General features: G+C 72.8%; 17 protein-coding genes. 10 read left to right on the top strand and 7 right to left on the bottom strand.

Annotated features, from left to right (window positions below; genetic code table 11):
• Window positions 1-35 precede the first annotated feature (35 nt).
• Window positions 36-914 carry a helix-turn-helix domain-containing protein gene (locus IG86_RS0102630; RefSeq protein ID WP_045936357.1) on the bottom strand — a complete coding sequence of 293 codons (879 nt, stop codon included), beginning with the start codon at window positions 912-914 and terminating at the stop codon, window positions 36-38.
• Between the two features lie 361 nt (window positions 915-1,275).
• Here IG86_RS0102630 and IG86_RS0102625 point away from each other — a divergent pair, with 361 nt between their 5' ends.
• Complete coding sequence (locus tag IG86_RS0102625; RefSeq protein ID WP_030817546.1) at window positions 1,276-1,764, top strand: ATP-binding protein; 489 nt, start codon at window positions 1,276-1,278, stop codon at window positions 1,762-1,764.
• A 101-nt stretch (window positions 1,765-1,865) separates the two neighbouring features.
• On the opposite strand, the gene IG86_RS0102620 is transcribed toward IG86_RS0102625, so the two are convergent.
• Window positions 1,866-2,111, bottom strand: a complete 246-nt coding sequence (locus tag IG86_RS0102620; protein ID WP_030656519.1) for a DUF397 domain-containing protein — start codon at window positions 2,109-2,111, stop codon at window positions 1,866-1,868.
• A gap of 306 nt (window positions 2,112-2,417) precedes the next feature.
• Here IG86_RS0102620 and tatA point away from each other — a divergent pair, with 306 nt between their 5' ends.
• Window positions 2,418-2,582: a Sec-independent protein translocase subunit TatA gene (tatA, locus tag IG86_RS0102615; protein ID WP_030817545.1), complete on the top strand. Its 165-nt coding sequence runs from the start codon at window positions 2,418-2,420 to the stop codon at window positions 2,580-2,582.
• A gap of 9 nt (window positions 2,583-2,591) precedes the next feature.
• Here tatA and IG86_RS0102610 read toward each other — a convergent pair whose 3' ends face one another.
• The gene (locus IG86_RS0102610) at window positions 2,592-3,767 is read right to left on the bottom strand and encodes a DUF2786 domain-containing protein (protein WP_030894343.1); all 1,176 of its coding nucleotides are present in this window, start codon (window positions 3,765-3,767) and stop codon (window positions 2,592-2,594) included.
• Window positions 3,768-3,971: 204 nt separating this feature from the next.
• On the opposite strand from IG86_RS0102610, the gene IG86_RS0102605 reads away from it, so the two are divergent.
• Complete coding sequence (locus tag IG86_RS0102605) at window positions 3,972-5,699, top strand: bifunctional 3'-5' exonuclease/DNA polymerase (protein ID WP_030817542.1); 1,728 nt, start codon at window positions 3,972-3,974, stop codon at window positions 5,697-5,699.
• A gap of 13 nt (window positions 5,700-5,712) precedes the next feature.
• Here the strand turns inward: IG86_RS0102605 and IG86_RS0102600 are convergent, their stop codons facing one another.
• The 4 genes from IG86_RS0102600 to IG86_RS0102585 form a co-directional block, all read right to left on the bottom strand.
• The gene (locus tag IG86_RS0102600; protein ID WP_030894342.1) at window positions 5,713-6,996 is read right to left on the bottom strand and encodes a hypothetical protein; all 1,284 of its coding nucleotides are present in this window, start codon (window positions 6,994-6,996) and stop codon (window positions 5,713-5,715) included.
• 75 nt (window positions 6,997-7,071) lie between these two features.
• On the bottom strand, window positions 7,072-7,587 hold the full coding sequence (locus IG86_RS0102595) for a SigE family RNA polymerase sigma factor (protein WP_030894340.1): 516 nt from the start codon (window positions 7,585-7,587) through the stop codon (window positions 7,072-7,074).
• Window positions 7,588-7,643: 56 nt separating this feature from the next.
• On the bottom strand, window positions 7,644-8,171 hold the full coding sequence (locus IG86_RS0102590) for a GNAT family N-acetyltransferase (RefSeq protein ID WP_045936356.1): 528 nt from the start codon (window positions 8,169-8,171) through the stop codon (window positions 7,644-7,646).
• 81 nt (window positions 8,172-8,252) lie between these two features.
• Window positions 8,253-9,500, bottom strand: a complete 1,248-nt coding sequence (locus IG86_RS0102585) for a serine hydrolase domain-containing protein (protein WP_030894338.1) — start codon at window positions 9,498-9,500, stop codon at window positions 8,253-8,255.
• A gap of 253 nt (window positions 9,501-9,753) precedes the next feature.
• Between IG86_RS0102585 and IG86_RS45455 the strand changes: the two genes are divergently transcribed.
• The 7 genes from IG86_RS45455 to IG86_RS0102550 all read left to right on the top strand — a co-directional run bounded on the left by IG86_RS45455 (window position 9,754) and on the right by IG86_RS0102550 (window position 19,191).
• Window positions 9,754-10,149 (top strand): hypothetical protein, encoded by a 396-nt coding sequence (locus IG86_RS45455; protein ID WP_078848103.1) that lies wholly within the window; start codon window positions 9,754-9,756, stop codon window positions 10,147-10,149.
• A 109-nt stretch (window positions 10,150-10,258) separates the two neighbouring features.
• Window positions 10,259-11,614, top strand: coding sequence for a type VII secretion integral membrane protein EccD (gene eccD / locus IG86_RS0102575; protein WP_030817535.1), 1,356 nt, complete (start codon window positions 10,259-10,261; stop codon window positions 11,612-11,614).
• Between the two features lie 21 nt (window positions 11,615-11,635).
• Window positions 11,636-12,943, top strand: coding sequence for a MinD/ParA family ATP-binding protein (locus IG86_RS0102570; RefSeq protein WP_030894336.1), 1,308 nt, complete (start codon window positions 11,636-11,638; stop codon window positions 12,941-12,943).
• 2 nt (window positions 12,944-12,945) lie between these two features.
• Window positions 12,946-16,920, top strand: a complete 3,975-nt coding sequence (locus IG86_RS0102565) for a type VII secretion protein EccC (RefSeq protein ID WP_030894334.1) — start codon at window positions 12,946-12,948, stop codon at window positions 16,918-16,920.
• 16 nt (window positions 16,921-16,936) lie between these two features.
• Window positions 16,937-18,355 carry a DUF6177 family protein gene (locus IG86_RS0102560; RefSeq protein ID WP_030817530.1) on the top strand — a complete coding sequence of 473 codons (1,419 nt, stop codon included), beginning with the start codon at window positions 16,937-16,939 and terminating at the stop codon, window positions 18,353-18,355.
• A 130-nt stretch (window positions 18,356-18,485) separates the two neighbouring features.
• Window positions 18,486-18,818 (top strand): hypothetical protein, encoded by a 333-nt coding sequence (locus tag IG86_RS0102555; RefSeq protein WP_030656542.1) that lies wholly within the window; start codon window positions 18,486-18,488, stop codon window positions 18,816-18,818.
• A gap of 58 nt (window positions 18,819-18,876) precedes the next feature.
• Window positions 18,877-19,191 carry a pore-forming ESAT-6 family protein gene (locus IG86_RS0102550; RefSeq protein WP_030656543.1) on the top strand — a complete coding sequence of 105 codons (315 nt, stop codon included), beginning with the start codon at window positions 18,877-18,879 and terminating at the stop codon, window positions 19,189-19,191.
• Window positions 19,192-19,270 lie beyond the last annotated feature (79 nt).

Genomic DNA, 19,270 nt, shown 5'->3' with positions numbered 1-19,270 from the left:
ATCATGCACTGATCAGACGTCATACTACGTGCGGATCAAGACAGTTGGAGTAGGCCGCGAAGAAGATCCCGGGTCCGGTCGGGGTCGGGGCAGTCGGCCTGGAGCCGCTCCATCGCCCGCTCGTACTGCCCCACTTCCTCGTCCTTGTCCAGGTAGAGGGCACTGGTGAGCTGTTCCAGATAGACGATGTCCTGCAGGTCGGACTCGGGGAAGCGCAGCAGGGTGAAGGCTCCGCTCTCGCCCGCGTGCCCGCCGAAGGAGAAGGGCATCACCTGGAGCTGCACGTTGGGCCGCTGCGAGACCTCGATGAGGTGCTCCAACTGGCCGCGCATGACGTTGCGGTCTCCGTACGGGCGGCGCAGCGCGGCCTCGTCGAGGACGGCGTGGAAGACGGGGGCGCTCTCGGACACGAGCACCTTCTGCCGCTCCAGGCGCAGCGCGACGCGGCGGTCGATCTCGGCGGCGGTGGCGCCGGGCATGCCGCGGCTGACGACGGCGTGGGCGTAGGCCTCGGTCTGCAGCAGGCCGTGGACGAACTGCACCTCATAGATGCGGATGAGCGACGCGGCGCCCTCCAGCCCGATGTAGGTCTGGAACCAGCCCGGCAGCACGTCGCCGTAACTGTGCCACCAGCCGGTCGCGTTGGCCTCGCGGACCAGTCCCAGGAGGGACTCGCGCTCGGTGCTGTCCGTGACCCCGTAGAGCGTGAGGAGGTCCTCCACGTCCCTTGCCTTGAAGCTCACCCTTCCCAACTCCAAGCGGCTGATCTTCGATTCGGATGCGCGGATCGAGTAGCCGGCCGCCTCACGGGTGATGCCGCGGGATTCTCGGAGTCGCCTGAGCTGGGAGCCCAGGAGGATGCGGCGCACCACAGAACCGCTTGTTTCTGCGGTCACTAGTACTGCCCTCCCCATCGCATTGGCGTGCGCGTGGTGTGCGCGGCGTCTCGGGGCCCCCGTACCCCAGAGGCCGCAGTCTGCCACCAAAACGCATCGGGCCGTACTCGTTCTGTAACGGAATCCCGTCTCCGGGAAAAGAAGTCCGTAAGTATGCGTAGGAAGAAATGAGCAAGAACCGTCACGTGAGCGGACAGGTCCGGCGCGTGCACGTGCATCTGCCCTTGCATCCGGCCCGAGCATTCGGAACGATGGTCCCCGCGCACCTGCGTGCTCTTCGCGCCGGCGCGGGACCCACCCCGCAGTTCTCTTTGGACACAAGCCACCGCTTCGTCCGCGAATCCCGGGAGTGCCTCGCATGGGGACGAATGGATCGACCATGCTCGAGCCGTTACGGCAGGGGCTTCCCCCGGTCGACCCCACGGCTGTCTCCGGGTCCGCCTCATGCGCTCTGCCCGCGCGGTTCGACGCGGTGCGGGGCGCGCGTACTTTCACCCGCTCGACGCTGTCCCAGTGGGGCCTCGACGACCGCTTCGACGATGTCGCCCTGGTCGTCTCCGAGCTCGTCACCAACGCGCTGCGCCACGCCCTGCCGGAGGAGTCGCGGGGGCCGGACGCCGAGCCGGAGCCGCCGGTACGGCTGCACCTGATGCGGTGGAGCACCCGGCTGGTGTGCGCGGTGCGCGACCCCAGCGAGGACCGGCCCGGCGGGGCCTTCTCGCCGGAGCGGACCGAGGAGAACTTCGACCTGGAGTCCGGGCGCGGGCTGTTCCTGGTGGACTCCTACAGCGACAGCTGGGGCTGGCACCCGCTCGCGGGGCGGCTGACCGGCAAGGTCGTCTGGGCGCTGTTCCTGCTCCACGACTGAGCCACCACCCGTACACCCCGTACAAGACGACTGGCCGGGACCGATCGCTGCGATCGGTCCCGGCCAGTGCACGTGCATGGCTTGATGAATGCGCCGTTCCGTCAGCCGATCAAGTGATCGAACTCGCCGTCCTTGACGCCCAGGAGCAGGGCTTCTATCTCGGCCGGTGTGTAGACGAGCGCCGGTCCGTCCGGGAAGCGCGAATTGCGCATGGCGACGTCGCCGCCGGGCAGCTTCGCGAACTCCACGCAGGAACCCTGCGAGTTGCTGTGTCTGCTCTTCTGCCACGTCAGCTCAAACAAGGAAGCGAGTTCTGCAGCTGCCATCCCGTTGTACGCGTGGTCCACAGGAAGCCCCCGATAGTGCAGATGTCAACTCCACCGGATCATAGCTGTGTTCATTGGCTGCTGCATGCGCAGATGCACGTGCACGCGGGGTGTTCCGATGATCACAGACAGGTCCGCCCTCGGGGCCGGGGGGCGTCGGAGACCTCGTCGCGCGCCGACCTAGCCGCCACAACCAGCTCATGTCGCCGGTAATGACGACTTTCAGGACTTCTTCAGATTTGTCCGGAGCATCGTCCTGCCTGTTCCATGGGCCGGTCGCGCGAAGGATCCCGAAGAGAAGCCGGTCCGTCCGAAAGGGGAACGCCCGTGTTCCGCAACGCCGTCCAGCCCTGGCACCTGCTCGTCGTCCTGGTGGTCTGCCTGCTGGTGTTCGGTTCCAAGAAGCTGCCCGACATGGCCCGCTCGCTGGGGAAGTCGATGCGCATCCTGAAGTCGGAGGCGCGGGCCATGCGCGCGGACGACGCGGCCTAGGTGTATTGATCACGGGAGCGGGCGGCGGCGGCCGCCCATGTGGGCCCGGTCGGCGGCCGCCGTGCCGTCCTCCCAGCCCGCGTGGTCGGTGGCGCCGCGCAGCCGGGTGGTGGTGGTCCGCGGGAACATCTCCTCGGCCCGGGAGGTGACCGCCACGTCGCGCGCCACCAGGGCGGGAAGGTTGTCCGGGGCCTGCGTCGCCGCGTGCTCGGCGGTCTCGGCGAGCCGGTGGCCGAGCCGGCTGGCGTAGGCCAGCAGGAACGCCTGCCGGAAGGTCTTGGTCCGCTTGCGTCCGCCCGACCGCTGCGCGGCCTCCGCGCGGGTCATCGCGGCCGTCCCCTGCACGAGGAGCGAGGTGTAGAGCAGCTCCACCGCCTCCAGGTCGCTCTCGAAGCCGACCACCGTGGAGAACTCGAAGCCGCTGTTCCACACCGCCCGGCAGCGGTTGGCGGTGGCCACCGCGTCGAGCAGGACCGCCTTCGCCTCCTCGTACGGCGGCTCGACGCCGATCCGGCGGGCCGCGGGCACCTGGGCGGGGCCCTTGCCGCTCGCCGCCAGCAGGGCCTCGTCCACGGTGTGCCGGGCCATCAGCTCCTGGGCCTTGGCGCTCAGCGCCTCGGCCTCCTCCGGGTAGGTGGTCGCCTCGGCCTTGGCGAGCAGGGCCCGGATGCGGCCCAGCATGCGCGGCTCGATGTGGGCGTGCTCGGCGAGGGCGTCGACCGGGTCGCCGGGCAGCGGACCCACGGGCTCCACGGACGGCAGCCGGATCAGCAGCCTCAGCACCTCCAGGAAGGCGGTGGCCAGCGTGAACCGGTCGGCCCGTTCCCGCTGCGCGAGCCCGTCGGCGTACTCCTCGTCGCTCTTCCACCACACCTCGGCGGTGGTCCAGCGCTCCGGGAGCCGGGCGTAGCGGCGCGCCTCCGCGGCGATCAGGTCCCCGGTGATCCGCAGGTGCCGCTCGTCGAGGTCCCGGCGGACCAGCCGCAGCACGTCGGCCGGCTGCCAGCCCCGCTCCCAGCCCTGGCGTACGTACGCCTCCCCGCGCGCCAGCAGCTCCCGGCCCACCCCGGACCAGCGCCGGGAATCGGCGACCAGCAGCGAGGCCCCGGTGTCCAGCCCGGCGTCGTCCTGGGCGTAGAGGGCTGCGGCGAAGGCCCGGTCGACGGTCTCGGCAAGGTTGCTCACGCCTCTCAGCTTGGCATGTCCGCCTTCGCGTCCCCTTCCCGGTCCCTTCCCGGTCCCTTCCCCGCGGGCGGCCCCGATCCGCGGGCGGCACGTCGCCCTGGAGGTCTGCGCGAAGACCGCCGGGGCCGCCGGCAGCTGAGGCGCGGAGCAGGCGGACGGCCCGGCGCGGCGCCGCTGTCGTACCCCGGTGGGACACTCGCACCCATGAGCGACCGCACTCCCCGGTGGGCCCTCGCCGAGGACGGCGACGGGTGGTGGCACGCCGCCCCCGTGCACCCCGCGGACCCGGCCCGGGCGGACGCGGCCCCGCTCCGCGTCCGCGATCCCGCCGAGGCGGTCCGCTGCGCCCCGCACGGCACCCGCTGGGTCTGGCCGTCCACCGCCGCCGTGTACCCGCGCCTGCTCGCGGCCGGCGTCCGCGTCGAGCGGTGCCACGACATCGAGGACGCCGAGCTGCTGCTCCTCGGCCACGAGGGCCGCTCCGGCGAGCCCCGATCGGCGGCCGCCGCCTGGGCACGGCTGAACAACGCCCCCGTACCGCCCGATCCGCCGCAGCGGGCGGCCGACCCGCGCGCCCAGGACTCGCTCTTCGACCCGCGGCCCGCCCCGCTCTCCCTGGACGCCCTGCTCGCCGTCCACGCCGGCCAGGTGAGGCGGCTCGACGCGACCGCGCACCCCGACCGGATGCGGCTGCTCGTCGCCGCCGAGTCCGCGGCCTTCCTCGTCGCCGCCGAGATGAACCGGGCCGGCCTGCCCTGGCGGGCCGACGTGCACCGCGCCCTGCTGACCGAGCTGCTCGGCGAGCGGTACGCGGGCGGCGGGGAGCCCCGGCGCCTCGCCGAGCTGGCCGACCGCGTCTCGGCCGCCTTCGGCCGGCGCGTACGCCCCGACCTGCCCGCGGAGGTCATCAGGGCCTTCGCCAAGGACGGCATCAAGCTGAAGTCCACCCGCCGCTGGGAGATCCAGGAGCTGGACCATCCCGCCGTCGAGCCGTTGATCGAGTACAAGAAGCTGTACCGGATCTACACCGCCCACGGCTGGAGCTGGCTCGGCGACTGGGTCCACGCGGGCCGGTTCCGCCCGGAGTTCATCCCCGGCGGCACGCTCACCGGCCGCTGGGTCACCAACGGCGGCGGGGCCCTGCAGATCCCGAAGGTGATCCGCCGGGCCGTCGTCGCCGACCCGGGCTGGCGGCTCGTCGTCGCCGACGCCGACCAGATGGAACCGCGGGTCCTCGCCGCGATCTCCCGCGACCCCGCCTTCATGGAGGTGGCCGGCCGGCCCGAGGACCTCTACACCGCCGTCTCCCGGCAGGGCTTCTCCGGCGACCGCGACAAGGCCAAGCTCGCCGTGCTCGGCGCCGTCTACGGGCAGACCTCCGGCGACGGCCTGAAGAACCTGGCCGCGCTGCGCCGCCGCTTCCCCCGGGCCGTGGCGTACGTGGACGACGCGGCGAAGGCCGGGGAGGAGGGCCGGCTCGTACGCACCTGGCTGGGCCGCACCTGCCCGCCGCCCGCCGGCTCCGGCGACCACGAGGCCGGCGACGGGGGCGTCGACCCCGGCGGGGGCGAGCCCGGGGGCGAGGCCGGGACCTCCCAGGACCGGGAGGACGGCTGGACCCCGAGCTACGCCTCCACCAACACCCGGGCCCGCGGCCGGTTCACCCGCAACTTCGTCGTCCAGGGCAGCGCCGCCGACTGGGCCCTGCTGATGCTCGCGGCCCTGCGGCAGGCGACCGCCGGGATGCGCGCGGAGCTGGTGTTCTTCCAGCACGACGAGGTGATGGTGCACTGCCCGGCAGAGGAGGCCGAGGCCGTCGTGGAGGCGATCCGCGCCGCCGGCGACCGGGCCGGGCGGATCGCCTTCGGCGACACCCCGGTCCGGTTCCCGTTCACGACAGTGGTCGTGGAGTCGTACGCCGACGCCAAGTGACACTGCTGCGAGGCTAGTTGCGGTCCCGGTTCCAGCCCGGCGCGAGCGCGATCCCCTTCAGCTGCTCCAGCGTGGGTGCGGGCGTCGGCCGGTTGGCGGGGCCGTTCTGGTTCCCGGCGTTGAAGCCGGACACCGTCACGCGCAGGCCGTTGCCGCGCAGGGTGTCCACGGTCCACTGGACCAGGCCCTTGCCCTTCTCGGCGGGACCCTGCGTGATCCTGACCTTCGTCCCGTCGGGCTGGGTGATGACGTCGGCGCCCAGGAAGCCCGAGGTGCTCGCACCCTTGGACACGTTGAGCTGGACCAGCGACGTGCCCTTGCCGTCGTCGAGCACGGCGTATCCGTACGATCCCTCCCCGCCCCGGGAGGCGATCGGGATCCCGACCGGGACCAGCAGCGACTCCAGGGCGTCGGAGGCGCTCCGGTCCTTCAGCGCCGTGCCCGACTCGGCTCCCGGCCGGGCCGGCTCCGGCTCGGCGGCCGGCAGGTCGTTCAGCGCCGGGCGCCAGACCTGCGAGACGACCAGATCCCTCAACTGCATGCCGTCCAGGGGCGGGTCGGGCCGCGTGACGGCCGCGTCCTTCTCCGCCGGGGCGTTCCACTCGGAGGCCTCCACCAGGAAGCCCGCCGCGGTCACGAACACGGCCCGCCAGCACTTGGTGTCCACCCGGCGGTCGGAGTACTCGTACCCCTTCTCGATCAGGACCTTGCCCCCCTCCGGCAGTGGCTCGGTGCGGCAGTCGTCGTAGCCCCGGAGGTTCTTGTCCCCGCACTGGGTGAGCTGCTCGGCCCGGCTGCCCCTGGGGTCCACCCGGGAGAGGCTGACGGTGATGGCCGCCTTGCCCTTGCCGTCGTCGTACACGCCGGAGACCGCCGCTCCCCCCTCGCTCTCCGTGCCGCGCGCATGCGTGGGGGTCACCTTCCCGCCCGCGCGCGCCAGTGCCTTCTCCAGGTTGGTCATCATCCGCTCGGCGCTGACCGCGCCGCTGCCGACCCTCGGGCTCCCCGCCCCGCCGTCGGGCGCGCCGCCGGTGCCCGAACCGCCGTCCGGCGACGGCGCCGCGGCGACGGCGACGCCGTCCGCGCCGCCCGCGCCGTCGAGCAGGCCGCCGGTGTAGGCGCCGGCCGTCGCGATCACGGCCAGGGCCAGTACGGATCCGCCGACCACCGCGGCCCGGCGACGCGCCACCAGGCGCCGGCCGCGTTCCTCGCCGGCGTCCACCAGGGCGTGCCGGTCGACCGTGAAGCCGTCCCCCGCCTGCCGGAGGGCCGCACCGAGATCATCTTCAAAGGGCATGAGGAACTAGACCTTCCGTTTCAAGGGTGGGGGTGGGCGGTGCAGGGGGTGCAGGGTCCGGCGCCTTCGGCGCCCTCAGATTTCCGCGAAGGCGCCGAGGCTGCCGCCCAGCTCCTCCCGCAGCCGGGCCAGCGCCCGCGAGGTGCGCGTACGCACCGCCGCCGAGCTGACGTTCATGGCGTCGGCGGTCTCCTCGACGCTGCGGTCCTCCCAGTAGCGCAGCACCAGCACCGCCCGGTCCTTGGGCGCCAGCCGCCCCAGCGCCTCCAGCAGGGTCATCCGCAGTGCCGGATCGTCGCCGCCGGTCGCCGCCGCCCCGGTGTCCGGGAACCGCCCGACCGGGCGCTCCCCCGCCGACCGGCGGCGCCGGTGCGTGAGGTAGGCCCGCACCAGCACCGTCTGCGCGTACGCCGCCGGATTGTCCACGCGGGCGATCCGGCCCCAGTGGAGGTACATCCGGCCCAGGGTCTCCTGCACCAGGTCCTCCGCGAGATGGGTGTCCCCGCTCGCCAGCAGACAGGCCGATCGGTACAGGTGCCCCGACCGGACCGCCGCGAATTCACGGAACCCGTCCCTGCGACCCTGTCGCATCCACTCCCCCTCGCGTCCGTCTCACTCCATTGACGCGACGGGGGCGGGGGAATGTTTCACCCTTCGGCCGAAGTCACACCGGACAGGTCGTGGAAGTAGACGTGGAACTCCTCGCGGACGAAGCCCTCCGCCTCGTAGAGCCCCTGCGCGACCGTGTTGTCGTACGCGGTCTCCAGCTGCACGCCCGCCACCCCGGCGGCGCGGGCCCGGCGCAGCACCTCCCGCAGCAGCGCCCGGCCGGCGCCGGTGCGGCGGCCCGAGGGGGCGACGTAGAGGTCATTGAGGATCCATGCGGTCGTCAGCGTCAGGGAGGAGAAGGCCCGGTAGACCTGCGCGAAACCGACGGTCCCGGCGCCGGGCACGTCGGCGAGCAGGACCAGGGACTCGTCTTTCGCGATCCGCTCCGCCAGGAACGCCCGCGGGGCGTCGGCGTCCTGGACGTCGACCTCGTAGAAGTCGAGGTAGCCGCGGAAGAGCGCGGCCGCCGTCTCGACGTCGGCCTCGCCGGCCGTGCGGACCACGATGTCCGGACCGGCCTGGGTGGTGGACCGTTCGACGTGCTGCTCTGCTGCCTGACCGCTCATGTGCCGCTCCCTGGTGTGTGCGTGGCGCGCCGCCTCGAAGCGCCTACGCTACGACGGGAGTTCCGACCGGTGGCCGCCCGGTCAGTGCCCCGTCACGGGCTGGGCCGGCAGCGTGTAGACGTGGCCGGGCGTCACGATCTTGGTGATCGCCTGTCCGAGGAGGGTGCTGGGCTCGTTCCCCCGGTAGGCGGTGTCCGTGTTGAGCAGGACCACCAGCGTGGCCTGCGGCCCGGGGAGGTAGACGGTCAGCGACTGGTAGCCGGGCAGGGAGCCGTTGTGCCCGATCCAGCCCTGGACGTTGAAGATGCCCAGCCCGTAGCCCGCTCCCGGCAGGGACGGCACGACCTTGAGCCGTTCCGCCTGGGTGGCGGGCTTCAGCAGGGTCCCGGTGGCCACGGTCTTGGCCCAGCTCCGCAGGTCGGAGAGGTTCGAGATCATCGCGCCGGCCGCCCAGCCCCAGGACGGGTTCCAGTCGGTGGCGACCGCTGTCTTCCCGTTCAGCGTCTGGTCCGTGTAGCCCTGGGCGTGCGGACTCGGGAACTGCGCGCCGACGGGGAAGAGCGTGTGCTTGAGGCCCGCGGCGGCGACCACCTCGCGGTTGATGTAGTCGTCGAGCTTCTGCCCGGTGACCTTCTCCACCACCAGCCCCAGCAGGATCAGGTTGGTGTTGCTGTAGTCGAACTTCGCGTTCGGCTCGAAGAGCACCGGATGCTTGAAGGAGTAGCCGAGCAGCTGTTGCGGGGTGAAGGGGCGGCGGGGATCGGAGAGGAACGCCTTGCCGAAGGCCTCGTCCGCGGAGTAGTTGAACAGTCCGCTGCGCATGCCCGCCAGCTCGCGCAGGGTGATCCGGTCGCCGTTGGGGACGCCGCTCACGTACTTCCCGATCGGGTCGTCCAGGCCGACCTTGCCCTCGTCGACCAGCTGGAGCAGGGCGGTCACGGTGAAGGTCTTCGTCTCGCTGCCGATCCGCATGTTCAGGCCGGGGGACATGGGCATGCCCGTCGACTTGTCCGCGACGCCGAAGGACCGTATGTACGTGCCCTTGCCGGGCGCCGACAGCGCCACGATCACCCCGGGCACCTTGGCCTCGGTCATGACCTTCCGGATCGCGCCGTCCAGCTCCCGCGCCACGGCGGGGGTCAGCTGCGGGAACTCCTCGGAGACGGCAGTGGGGGCCGGGGTGGGGGTGGGAGCCGGTACCGTCACGGCCGGCCGCGCCGGGGCGGCCGCGCCCCCCGCGTACGCCGCTCCCGCACCGGCGGCCACCGGCGACACCACCAGGCCGAGGGCCGCCGCGGCCACGGCCGCACTGCGCCAGGCTGTCCTCATGTCCGGCCTCCTCACACGAGCAGGACGAAGTCACGCGCCGGGAGCAAGCCCCGTCATCCACGCTAACCCCGCGCTCGCGGCCGGGCGACCCGGGTCGCCCGGCCCACTCCCCGGTCCGGATGTGCTCGATCCGCACACATGCTCTATGTTGCAGAGGCAAAACACGGGGGCTCGGCATGGCGCACACTCAGGAGCCGCGCCCTGGAGCGGTGGTAGGCGCTCGACGAGCCGGGACTGGGGCGACGGACGACAGATGGCACGGGACTACGACAGCCAGCTTCTGGAGTCGGTGGCGGTACGCCGCCGCAGGATGAGGGACGCCCTGCTCTTCGGCGCCCAGCGGGCGCGGCGCACGGCGGACGAGCGGCTCGGGAAACTGTTCGCGGGCATCGCCATCGCGGCCGTCCTGTGCGCGGGTTGCGTCGGCTGGTCCTTCGTCCAGCACACCCTGGCGAAGCAGAAGGCCGAGCAGCAGAAGCAGCAACAGCAACAGCAGGGCCAGCTGCAGCCGTACGGACAGCCCGCGAAATCGCAGCAGCCGTCCGCTCCGGCGAGCCCGTCCGCGTCGAAGTCCCCGAAACCACCGAAGAAGACGTCACAGCCGACGCCCTCGCACTCGGCCCAGTCGCCGGGGCCGGTGCAGTCCTAGAGGAAGAAGCATCAGGCGTGCAGATCCGGGAGAGTTCACGGTCCGGCGGCGGCGCCTCGTCCCCCTTGGCCCCGAAAGGTCGCAAACCCGCGATGATAGGTTCCCGCAAGTGGTGAGCACAGCAACGACTTCCCGGGCGCAACTCAGCCGGGTGACCCTGATCGGTGAGCGGCGCCGTGCCGACATGGTCCTGCCGTCCGACACCCCGATCGGCCAACTGCTCCCGGACATACTCCAGCTGCTCGACGACCGGGCCGCGTCCCGGCCGCTGACCCGCCAGCTGATCGCGCCGGACGGTTCCGCGCTGCCGCACGACAGCACCCTCGCGACGGCCGGCATAGCCGACGGCGCCGTCCTGCGCCTGGTCAGGAGCCACTCCGCACCGCCCGCCCCGGTGGTCCACGACGTCACCGACCTGGTCTCGGACGACCTCGACCTGCAGGCCTGGCGCTGGCGTCCCGCCGCCCGGCGGGGCAGCGCGGGCGTGGCGACCGTGGCCTTCACGGTGACCGCCGCACTGCTCGCCCGCCACGAGTTCGCCCTCGGGGCACTGGCCGGCGGCCTGGCCGCCGTCACGCTCGTCCTGATGGTGGCCGGCGCCCTCGTCTCGCGGATCGGCCAGGGCAACCGGGGCCTGGCGACGGCGCTCCTGCTCGCCTCCGGCGGCCTGGGCGTCCTCACCGCGTGGACCGCCGCGGACGCCCACGACTGGCCGGGCACCGCGCGGCTCGCCGCCGTCGCCGGCGCGCTCGTGCTGACACTGGCACTGCTCGGCCACTTCTCGCCGCTCGGCCGCGGCGGGCTCTTCGGAGCCGTGGCCACCGCCGTGATCACCGCCCTGTGGGAGGCCGTCGCCGCCGTCCAGGACGACCCGGCCCGGCTCGGCGCGGTCATGGCCCTCGTCTCCGTGGTGCTGCTCGGCCTGCTGCCGCGGCTCGCCCTGATGGCCTCCGGGCTGACCGCCCTGGACGACCGCCGCTCCGGCGGCGCCTCCGTCAGCCGCCACGAGGTGGGCAACGCCCTCGCCGCCACGCACCGCGGGCTCGCCCTCGCCACGATCGTCACCGCGATCTCCGCGGCGGCCGCCGGCTGGCTGCTGACGCTCGCCGAGAAGCCCTCCGTGTGGACGGTCGCACTGCCGTCGCTCGTCGCCGTCGTCCTGCTGTCGAGGGCACGCGCCTTCCCGCTGGTGGCCGAGGTCGTGGCGCTGATCGCCGCCGCGGCCCTGCTCGTCGTACGCCTGGTGATGCTGTGGACCGGGCACGACGGGGGCGCCGGCCCGCTCGCCGTACTGGTCGTGGCCGCGCTGCTGCCGCTGCTCGTCCTCGCGGTGCAGCCGCCGGACCACGTGCAGGTCCGCCTGCGGCGCACGGCCGACCTCGTCGAATCGGTGGGCATGGTGGGGCTCTTCCCGCTCGCCGTCGGGGTGTTCGGCGTGTACGGGCAGCTGCTCAACAAGTTCTGAGGAAGAGGGGCAGGGGCAGACATGCCGAACGCAGAGAACTGGCAGGGCGACGTCCTGCGCGACCTCAAGGGCGGAGCGCAGCCTCCGGCGCAGGGGCAGGCGGGGCCGCAGCAGCAGCCGGCCGCGGGTCCCGCCGGGCAGGCCCCCGCCCCGGGCGCCGCACCGCAGGGCCCCGGCCAGGCGCCGCGCCCGGCGGCCGGCCCCGGTGGGCACGCTCCCGCCCAGGCTCCCGCTTACGGGTATCCGCAGCAGGGACCCGGCCCGGGCGCGGCCGCCCCGGCGCCCGCCGGCGGCCGGGGCGGGCTCCCGCCGCAGGCACAGCCGTACCCGCAGGCGCAGCAGCAGCCGCAGCCGCCGCAGCCCCGGGGCGCGTACGCCCCCGCCGCCGGCCAGGGGCAGCGGGCCCGTACCCCCGACTCCAAGCCGGCCGTGGACCGGCAGCTCTCCGGGGCCGGCCGCAAGCCCCGGCACGGCGAGCCCTTCACCGCCCGCGCCCTGCGCGCCGTACGGAGAACCGTTTCCTCGTCGGCCGCCCGCGAGGTCGCCGAAGCCACCCGCGCCGCCGAACTGCTCCAGCAGCCCGTCACCACCGGCCGCCAGATCGCCGTCACCTCCATCCGCGGCGGCGCCGGCAAGTCCACGGTCGCCGCCCTGCTCGGCACCACGTACGCGCACTACCGGCAGGACCCCGTCCTCTTCGTGGAGGCCGACCCGGCCCTCGGTTCCCTGCCGATCCGGCTCGGCGCCGAGAACCTGCGCTGGACCACCGGTGACGTCGCCGACATCGTCGAGCCCCAGATGTCGCTGCTCGACATCACCGGCTACCTCGTCCAGCTCCGCGACAACGCCTGGCTGCTGCCCGGCAGCCAGGGCCAGATCGGCGCGATGCTCGACACCCCCTCCTACGAACGGGCCATGGTCGCGCTGCGCCGCTACTTCGGCGTGACCGTCGTCGACTGCGAGACGCTCCCCGCCGAGGTCGCCCGCGTCGCCCTCTCCGCCTCCCAGGCCCGTGTCCTGGCCACCCCCGCCACCCTGGACGGCGTCAGCAGCACGTACGCGGTCCTCCAGTGGATGCAGGGCCTGCCGCCGCACATGCTGGCGAGCACCTGCGTCGTCATCACCGAGCAGGCGCCGCACTGCGGAGTCGACCTCGCCGACGCGGTCCGCACGCTGGAGGCGGCCGGGCCGAGCGTCCACGTCCTGCCCTACGACCGCCACCTCGCGGACGGCGGCCACATCCGCACCGAACTGCTCGCCCACTCGACCCGGCAGACCGCCGCCCGGCTCGCCGCGGACGTCTTCCAGCTCTCCCAGAAGCGCCACTGACGATGAGTACCCGACTGATCCACCGCCCGGCGCGGACCGTCAGGCCCCCGGCGCCGCCCGCCGCACGCACCATCGAGGCCCCGCCCAACCTCCCCGAGGGGAAGGCGGGCAGCATCGCGATGTCGCTGCTGCCCGTGGCGGGCGTCATGTCGTCCGTCGTGATGATGACGGTCGTCCGCAACAGCCAGTTCGCCGCGCTCGGCGCGCTGATCCTCGTCGTCACCATCATCGGCTCGGTCGCGCTCGTCTTCTCGCAGCGCGGCAAGGCCCAGCGCACCCGCCGTACCCAGCGCGAGGCCTACCTCGCCTACCTGGAGGACCTGCGCGAGGAACTCTCCGCCGAGGAACGCGAACGCGGCGAGCACGCCGACGTGCTCAACCCGCCGCCGCACGCCCTGTACGACATCGTCCGCGACCCGGCCCGGCTGTGGGAACGGCGCCGCACCGACGGGGACTTCCTGCGCGTGCGCGTCGGCACCGGCGAGATGCCGGTCCGCGACCTGCAGATCGGCCAGCAGGGCTCCACGGTCCTCACCCCGCCCGACCAGTTCATGCTGAACGAGGCCTCGGCGCTCACGGCCCGCTTCCGCAACGGCACCGAGCTGCCCCTCACCGTGCCCCTCGACCGCATCGGCAACATCAGCGTCATCGGGCCCCGCGAGGACTGCCTGCGCGTCGCACGCGCCCTGCTGGTCCAGGCCGCCGCCATGCACGCCCCCGACGACGTGGCCATCGCACTGGCCGCGCCCGGCGACCGGCTCCCCGACTGGGAGTGGGCCAAGTGGATGCCGCACCTCCTGGACACCGAGCAGCTCGACGGCCCCGTCGCCGCCCGCCGCATCGCCCCCTCCGCGGACCAGCTCGCCCGGCAGATCGGCCCCGAGCTGCGCCGCCGCGCCTCCTACGCCGCCGAGGTGCGCCGCGGACTGTCCGGCAAGGACGCCCTGTCCATGACGTCCCGGCTGCTCGTCGTGACCGACGGACACGGCGAGGACGCCGTCGAACTGCCGCTCCCCGACGAGGCGGTCGGCCTGCGCGACATGGGCGTCACCGTCCTCCACCTGCTCGAACAGCGCATCCAGGAGCCGGGACACGTCGGCGTACGGATCACCGTCGACGGCGACCGGGTACTCATCGAGGACCTGCGCCAGGACGAACCCATCAGTGCCCACGGCACCGTCGACGAGGTCGGCATCCCCTTCGCCGAGGGCCTCGCCCGGATGCTTGCCCCGCTGCGCCTGTCCGCCGAGTCCCTCATCGACGCCCCGCTGTCCGGACCGGTCGACTTCGCCGACCTGCTCGGCATCGACGACGTCGCCCGCCTGGACCTGGCGAGCCTGTGGGCCCCGCGCGGCGAACGCGCCTTCCTGCGCGTGCCCATCGGCATCAGCGACTCGCGCGAGCCCGTCCTGCTGGACCTCAAGGAGTCCTCCGAGCTGGGCATGGGCCCGCACGGTCTGTGCGTCGGCGCGACCGGCTCCGGAAAGTCCGAGCTGCTGCGCACGCTCGTCCTCGCCCTGGTGGCCACGCACCCGCCGGAGGACCTCGCCCTGGTCCTCGTCGACTACAAGGGCGGTGCGACCTTCGCGCCGTTCGCGGACCTCCCGCACGTCGCCGGCGTCATCACCAACCTGGAGAACCAGGCCGGTCTCGTCGAGCGCGTCCACGCCTCGCTGGCCGGCGAGGTCAAGCGCCGCCAGCAGGTCCTCAAGGACGCCGGCAACGTCGCCGACATCGGTGACTACGCCGCGCTGCGCGCAGACCGCCGGCCCGACCTGGACCCGCTCCCGCACCTGTTCGTCGTCATCGACGAGTTCGGCGAACTCCTCACCGCCAAACCCGACTTCATCGATCTGTTCCTGTCCATCGGCCGCATCGGCCGGTCCATCGGCGTCCACCTGCTGCTGTCCAGCCAGCGCATCGAGGGCGGCAAGCTCAAGGGCCTGGACACCTACCTCTCGTACCGGCTGGGCCTGCGCACCTTCTCCGCGGACGAGTCCCGCACCGTCCTGGACACCACCGACGCCTTCCACCTGCCGCCGCTGCCCGGTTTCGGCTACCTCAAGGTCGACACCAGCCACTACGAACGCTTCAAGGCGAGCTACGTCTCCGGCGCCTACCGCGGCCCCGTGCAGCGCGCCGAGGACGAGGACAGCGGCCCGCTCGCCCTGGAGTACGGGGCCTTCAACTCCCTGTCCGAGCCGCAGAGCACGGGTGGCCAGGAGCCCTCGGCGCGCCGGCGCGAGACCGGTCCCACCGAGATGGGCGTCATCGTCGAGCAGCTGGAGCACGCCGCCGGCCCGGTGCGCCGCATCTGGCTGCCCCCGCTGCCCGCCGCGGTCCCCCTGGACTCCGTCGCCGGCCCCCTCGACGTGGGCGTGCGCGGAATGCAGCTCACCGAGCGCCGCGACCGGCTCGTGGTGCCGCTCGGCCTGCTCGACGACCCGACGAAGCAGTGGCAGGGCCGCTGGTACCTCGACCTCACCGTCGCGGGCGGCCACGCCGCCGTCATCGGCGGCCCGCAGTCCGGCAAGACCACCCTGCTGCGAACCCTGGTCCTCTCCCTCGCACTGACCCACACCCCGCAGGAGGTCGGCGTCTACGGCCTCGACCTGGTCGGCGGCGGCCTCCAGGCCCTGTCCGGCCTGCCGCACGTCGGCGGGATCGCGGGACGCGCCGACCGCGAGCGCGCCGCCCGCACCGTCGAGGAGGTGCGCACCATGCTCGCCCTGCGCGAGGACCTCTTCCGCGAGCACGGCATCGACTCCGTCGAGCAGCTGCGCACCCTGCACGCGGCCGGCCGGCTGCCGCAGCTGGCCTCCGCCGAGATCGTCCTCGTCATCGACGGTTTCGGCGCGCTGCGCGACGACTTCGAGGAGCTCGACGACGCCGTCGTCGACATCCTCAAGCGCGGCGGCGGCTACGGCATCCACGTCGTCGCGGGCATGCTCCGCTGGAACGACGTCCGCATCGCCGTCCAGTCGAACTTCGGCACCCGCGTCGAGCTGCGCCTCAACGACCCCAGCGAGTCCAGCATCGAGCGCAAGCTCGCCGAGACCCTCGCGCCCGACGAGCCGGGCCGCGTCCTCACCGACGGCAAGCTGTTCGCGCAGGTGGCGCTGCCCCGCACGGACGGCCTCACCGACACCTCGGAACTGGGCGCCGTCCTGGAGCGCACGGCCCGCACGATCCGCGCCACCTGGAGCGGCGACGCCGCCCAGCCGGTGCGGGTGCTCCCGCACGTCCTGGAGCCGCACCTGCTGCCGGGCCCGGTCGCCGAGCCGAAGCGAGTGCCGGTCGGCCTCGACCAGACCGCGCTGGCGCCCGTACTCCTCGACCTGTTCCACCACGACCAGCACCTGCTGGTCATGGGCGACAGCGAATGCGGCAAGACGAACCTGCTGAAGACCATCGCCGGCGGTCTCATCGAACGCTACGGCGAGGACGAGCTGGTCTTCGCGATCATGGACCCGCGGCGCAGCCTGCGCGGCGTGGTCCCGGAGGAGTTCAACGGCGGCTACGCCTACAACGCCAAGATGTGCGCCGGACTGGCCGCGGGCATCGCCAGCGAGCTGGAGCGGCGGATGCCCGACGACAGCGCCCCGCTGGAGGACCTGGAGCCGGGCAGCTGGGGCGGCGGCCCGCGGATCGTGGTCCTCGTCGACGACTACGACGTGCTGACCACCGCGGGACAGTCGCCGCTGGCCCCGTTCGTCCCCTACATCCCGTCGGCGGCGGACATCGGCCTGCACTTCGTCCTGACCCGCCGTGTCGCGGGCGCCTCGCGCGGCATGTACGAGCCTCTGGTGCAGGGCCTGCGCGAATCGGGGGCCTCGGCGGTCGTCATGGCGGGCGACCGGAGCGAGGGCCAGCTGTTCCCCGGGGTGTACGCCTCCCAGCAGCCCGCCGGCCGCGGCGTCCTCGTCCGCAGGGGCCAGTCCAACCGCCTGATCCAGACCGTGTACGCATCCGAGTGAAGGGCCGCAGGAGCACATGACCAAGGACGTCGTAGCCCTGACCCAGCAGATGCCCGCCCCCTGGGCGGTGCTCGCCGGCCTGCTCTCCGGCGGCCCCGACAAGCTGGTGGAGAGCGCCGGCGAGGGAGCGGTCATCCAGCTCTGCGACGAGCAGGGGCGGCCGCTCGTCTCGGTCGAGGCACCGCTGCTCGTACAGGTCGAGGGGGAGGCGGAGCGGCTGCTCGGCGCGACCCCGCCGCGGGTCCCCTACTGGTGGACCGAGGCCCGCGCCACCACCGGCGTGCCCGAGGCCGAACGCCTCGCGGGCACCTTCGCGGCCCGCCTTGCCTCGCTCGCCTCCGGGAGCGCCTGGCCGCCGGAGGCCGCGCGGTCGGTGGCGGTGGTGCAGAGCGACGGGATCAGCGTGGCGCCCACGCCCGCCGCGGCGCAGCCCGCCGTCGACGTGCTGACCCGGAACGTCGCGGTGGTCATCATGGACCGCCCGGTCGTCGCGATGACGGCCTGGCTCTCCGACGCCTTCCGGGCCGCCGCCGCGGCCGAGCGGGGCCTGCAGATCGTGACGCCGCCCGGGACGGTGCTGTCCCCGGCGGTTCTGGCGAACATGCCGGAATGGCCCTCGCGGTGGGTCGTGCAGGACCAGCGGGACGGCTACTACGACGGCCTCTCGGGCGCGGTGCTGCGCTGGCAGGAGGGCATGTTCGCCACGCTCGTGTCGCCGGACGCCACCGAGGAGGACCCGCGGACCCCGGTCGCCTCCGCCTACAAGGAGGTGGTGGAAACGGGCGACCGGCAGCTGGCCCTCACCTTCCGCACCATCCACCCCGCGGACGACCGGCTGGTCCTCGGCGGGGCCCTGGAGACGGCGTGGCGCGAGCTGACGGGCGCCCCGCCGGCCGGTTGGGGCACGGCCGAGCCCGCCAACCTGCCCTGGTCGCCGGGCCGGCTGACGGACGTGGCGTTCGCGCGGGCCCCCGAGCCGACGTGGTTCGTGGTCGTCGGCAGCCCGGAGCGGCCGGGACTCGCCACGGTGCGGATCAGCCGTACGAAGGCGGGGGTCGAGGAGACCGTGACGATGGCGCTCGGCTACGGCGACGGCGAGGAGCCGCCGCTGGACGCCCTCCCGCGCGTCGCGGAGGCCCTCGTCACCCGCCACCGGCTCCAGTCGATGCTCGTACAGCTCCGCAAAGCCCGGCGCGACCTGCTGGTACCGCCGCGCTTCGAGGGACCGGGAGTGCCGCTGGCCTTCGTACTGGGTGCGGAGGAGGTGCGCGGCATGCCGGACGACCGGGCCCGGCACACGCCGCTGGCCGAACCGCCGGTGCGGCTGGGGCCCAAGTCCCGCCCGGGCTACTACTACCCGCTGCCGGGTGACCCGTCGGACCTGGCGGGATGGGCGGACTTCGAGCGGCTGACGCGGCATCTGAAGGGATCGTGAAGATGCCTGGCGGTTTGTCATGGGTAAGTCACAACTGGCTCGTTGCTGGTTGCAGGTGCGATGTATGTTGATAGAACTGGTCATACTGGCGATCGGTTGATCGCCATCGGAGAGTGCGGGGGAGTGTGGGATGAAGTTCGACATGGGGACGCAGGTTCTGACGAACCTGATGTCGGGGTCGCGTAACTCGAATACCGACCTGGGATCGCTCATCAAGCAGCTGGTCGCCGCGGCGCAGCCGCTGGAGGGCAAGTTCCAGGGTCAGGGCAAGGTCGCGTTCGACTCGTTCAAGCTGCGTGCGGACGGCATCGCCAAGGAGCTGAACGCCTCTCTGGCGGCGATCCTGGGCGGCCAGTCGGGCATGGAGCAGGCGTTCGGGTCGGGTGACCAGGAGCAGGGCGAGAACGCCCGTCAGTCGCAGGGCGCGGCGAACTTCGACGCGGCCCGCTTCCGCGGCCGCTGAGCCCGCCGGGCTCCGGGTCTCCTTTCTTTCTTCGGCTTCAACGGGGAGTGTGGTTGTCATGGGTACAGGTGGGACGGACCGTCGTGCGTACGACCTGGGTGCCTCGACGGAGGTGCAGGGCGGCATCAAGGGCGTGATCGGCCAGCTGGAGCAGGTCATCGCCGCGCGTGAGGCGCAGGTGGCCGCGGCGATGTCGGACTTCGCGGCGGACGGTGTGGCGGACGACTACCACGCCAAGGAACTGCGCTGGAAGAACGCCTCCCAGGAGGTCAAGAACATCATCCAGCTGCTGAACACGACGCTGGAGAAGAACGACGCGACGGCCCAGCAGACGCTCCAGCGCGCGAAGGCCGCGGTCGACAGAATCGGCTGAGCAGGATCGTTTCCGTAGTTCGGTAGGGCAGCAGGTCGGTAGGGCAGCAGGACAGTCGGATTCACGGGGGTGGGTCGTC

The sequence above is a fragment of the Streptomyces virginiae genome (assembly GCF_000720455.1).
GTDB lineage: Bacteria > Actinomycetota > Actinomycetes > Streptomycetales > Streptomycetaceae > Streptomyces > Streptomyces virginiae.
This window is presented reverse-complemented; position numbering and strand designations above follow the sequence as displayed.

Excerpts from the sequence above, each read along its gene's own strand:
- IG86_RS0102560 (WP_030817530.1), top strand. The coding sequence starts at position 16,937 with ATGACCAAGGACGTCGTAGCCCTGACCCAGCAGATGCCCGCCCCCTGG.
- IG86_RS0102555 (WP_030656542.1), top strand. The coding sequence starts at position 18,486 with ATGAAGTTCGACATGGGGACGCAGGTTCTGACGAACCTGATGTCGGGG.
- IG86_RS0102570 (WP_030894336.1), top strand. The coding sequence starts at position 11,636 with ATGCCGAACGCAGAGAACTGGCAGGGCGACGTCCTGCGCGACCTCAAG.
- IG86_RS45455 (WP_078848103.1), top strand. The coding sequence starts at position 9,754 with ATGGCACGGGACTACGACAGCCAGCTTCTGGAGTCGGTGGCGGTACGC.
- IG86_RS0102605 (WP_030817542.1), top strand. The coding sequence starts at position 3,972 with ATGAGCGACCGCACTCCCCGGTGGGCCCTCGCCGAGGACGGCGACGGG.
- IG86_RS0102600 (WP_030894342.1), bottom strand. The coding sequence starts at position 6,996 with ATGCCCTTTGAAGATGATCTCGGTGCGGCCCTCCGGCAGGCGGGGGAC.
- IG86_RS0102590 (WP_045936356.1), bottom strand. The coding sequence starts at position 8,171 with ATGAGCGGTCAGGCAGCAGAGCAGCACGTCGAACGGTCCACCACCCAG.
- IG86_RS0102550 (WP_030656543.1), top strand. The coding sequence starts at position 18,877 with ATGGGTACAGGTGGGACGGACCGTCGTGCGTACGACCTGGGTGCCTCG.
- IG86_RS0102585 (WP_030894338.1), bottom strand. The coding sequence starts at position 9,500 with ATGAGGACAGCCTGGCGCAGTGCGGCCGTGGCCGCGGCGGCCCTCGGC.
- IG86_RS0102630 (WP_045936357.1), bottom strand. The coding sequence starts at position 914 with ATGGGGAGGGCAGTACTAGTGACCGCAGAAACAAGCGGTTCTGTGGTG.
- IG86_RS0102565 (WP_030894334.1), top strand. The coding sequence starts at position 12,946 with ATGAGTACCCGACTGATCCACCGCCCGGCGCGGACCGTCAGGCCCCCG.
- IG86_RS0102625 (WP_030817546.1), top strand. The coding sequence starts at position 1,276 with ATGCTCGAGCCGTTACGGCAGGGGCTTCCCCCGGTCGACCCCACGGCT.
- IG86_RS0102595 (WP_030894340.1), bottom strand. The coding sequence starts at position 7,587 with ATGCGACAGGGTCGCAGGGACGGGTTCCGTGAATTCGCGGCGGTCCGG.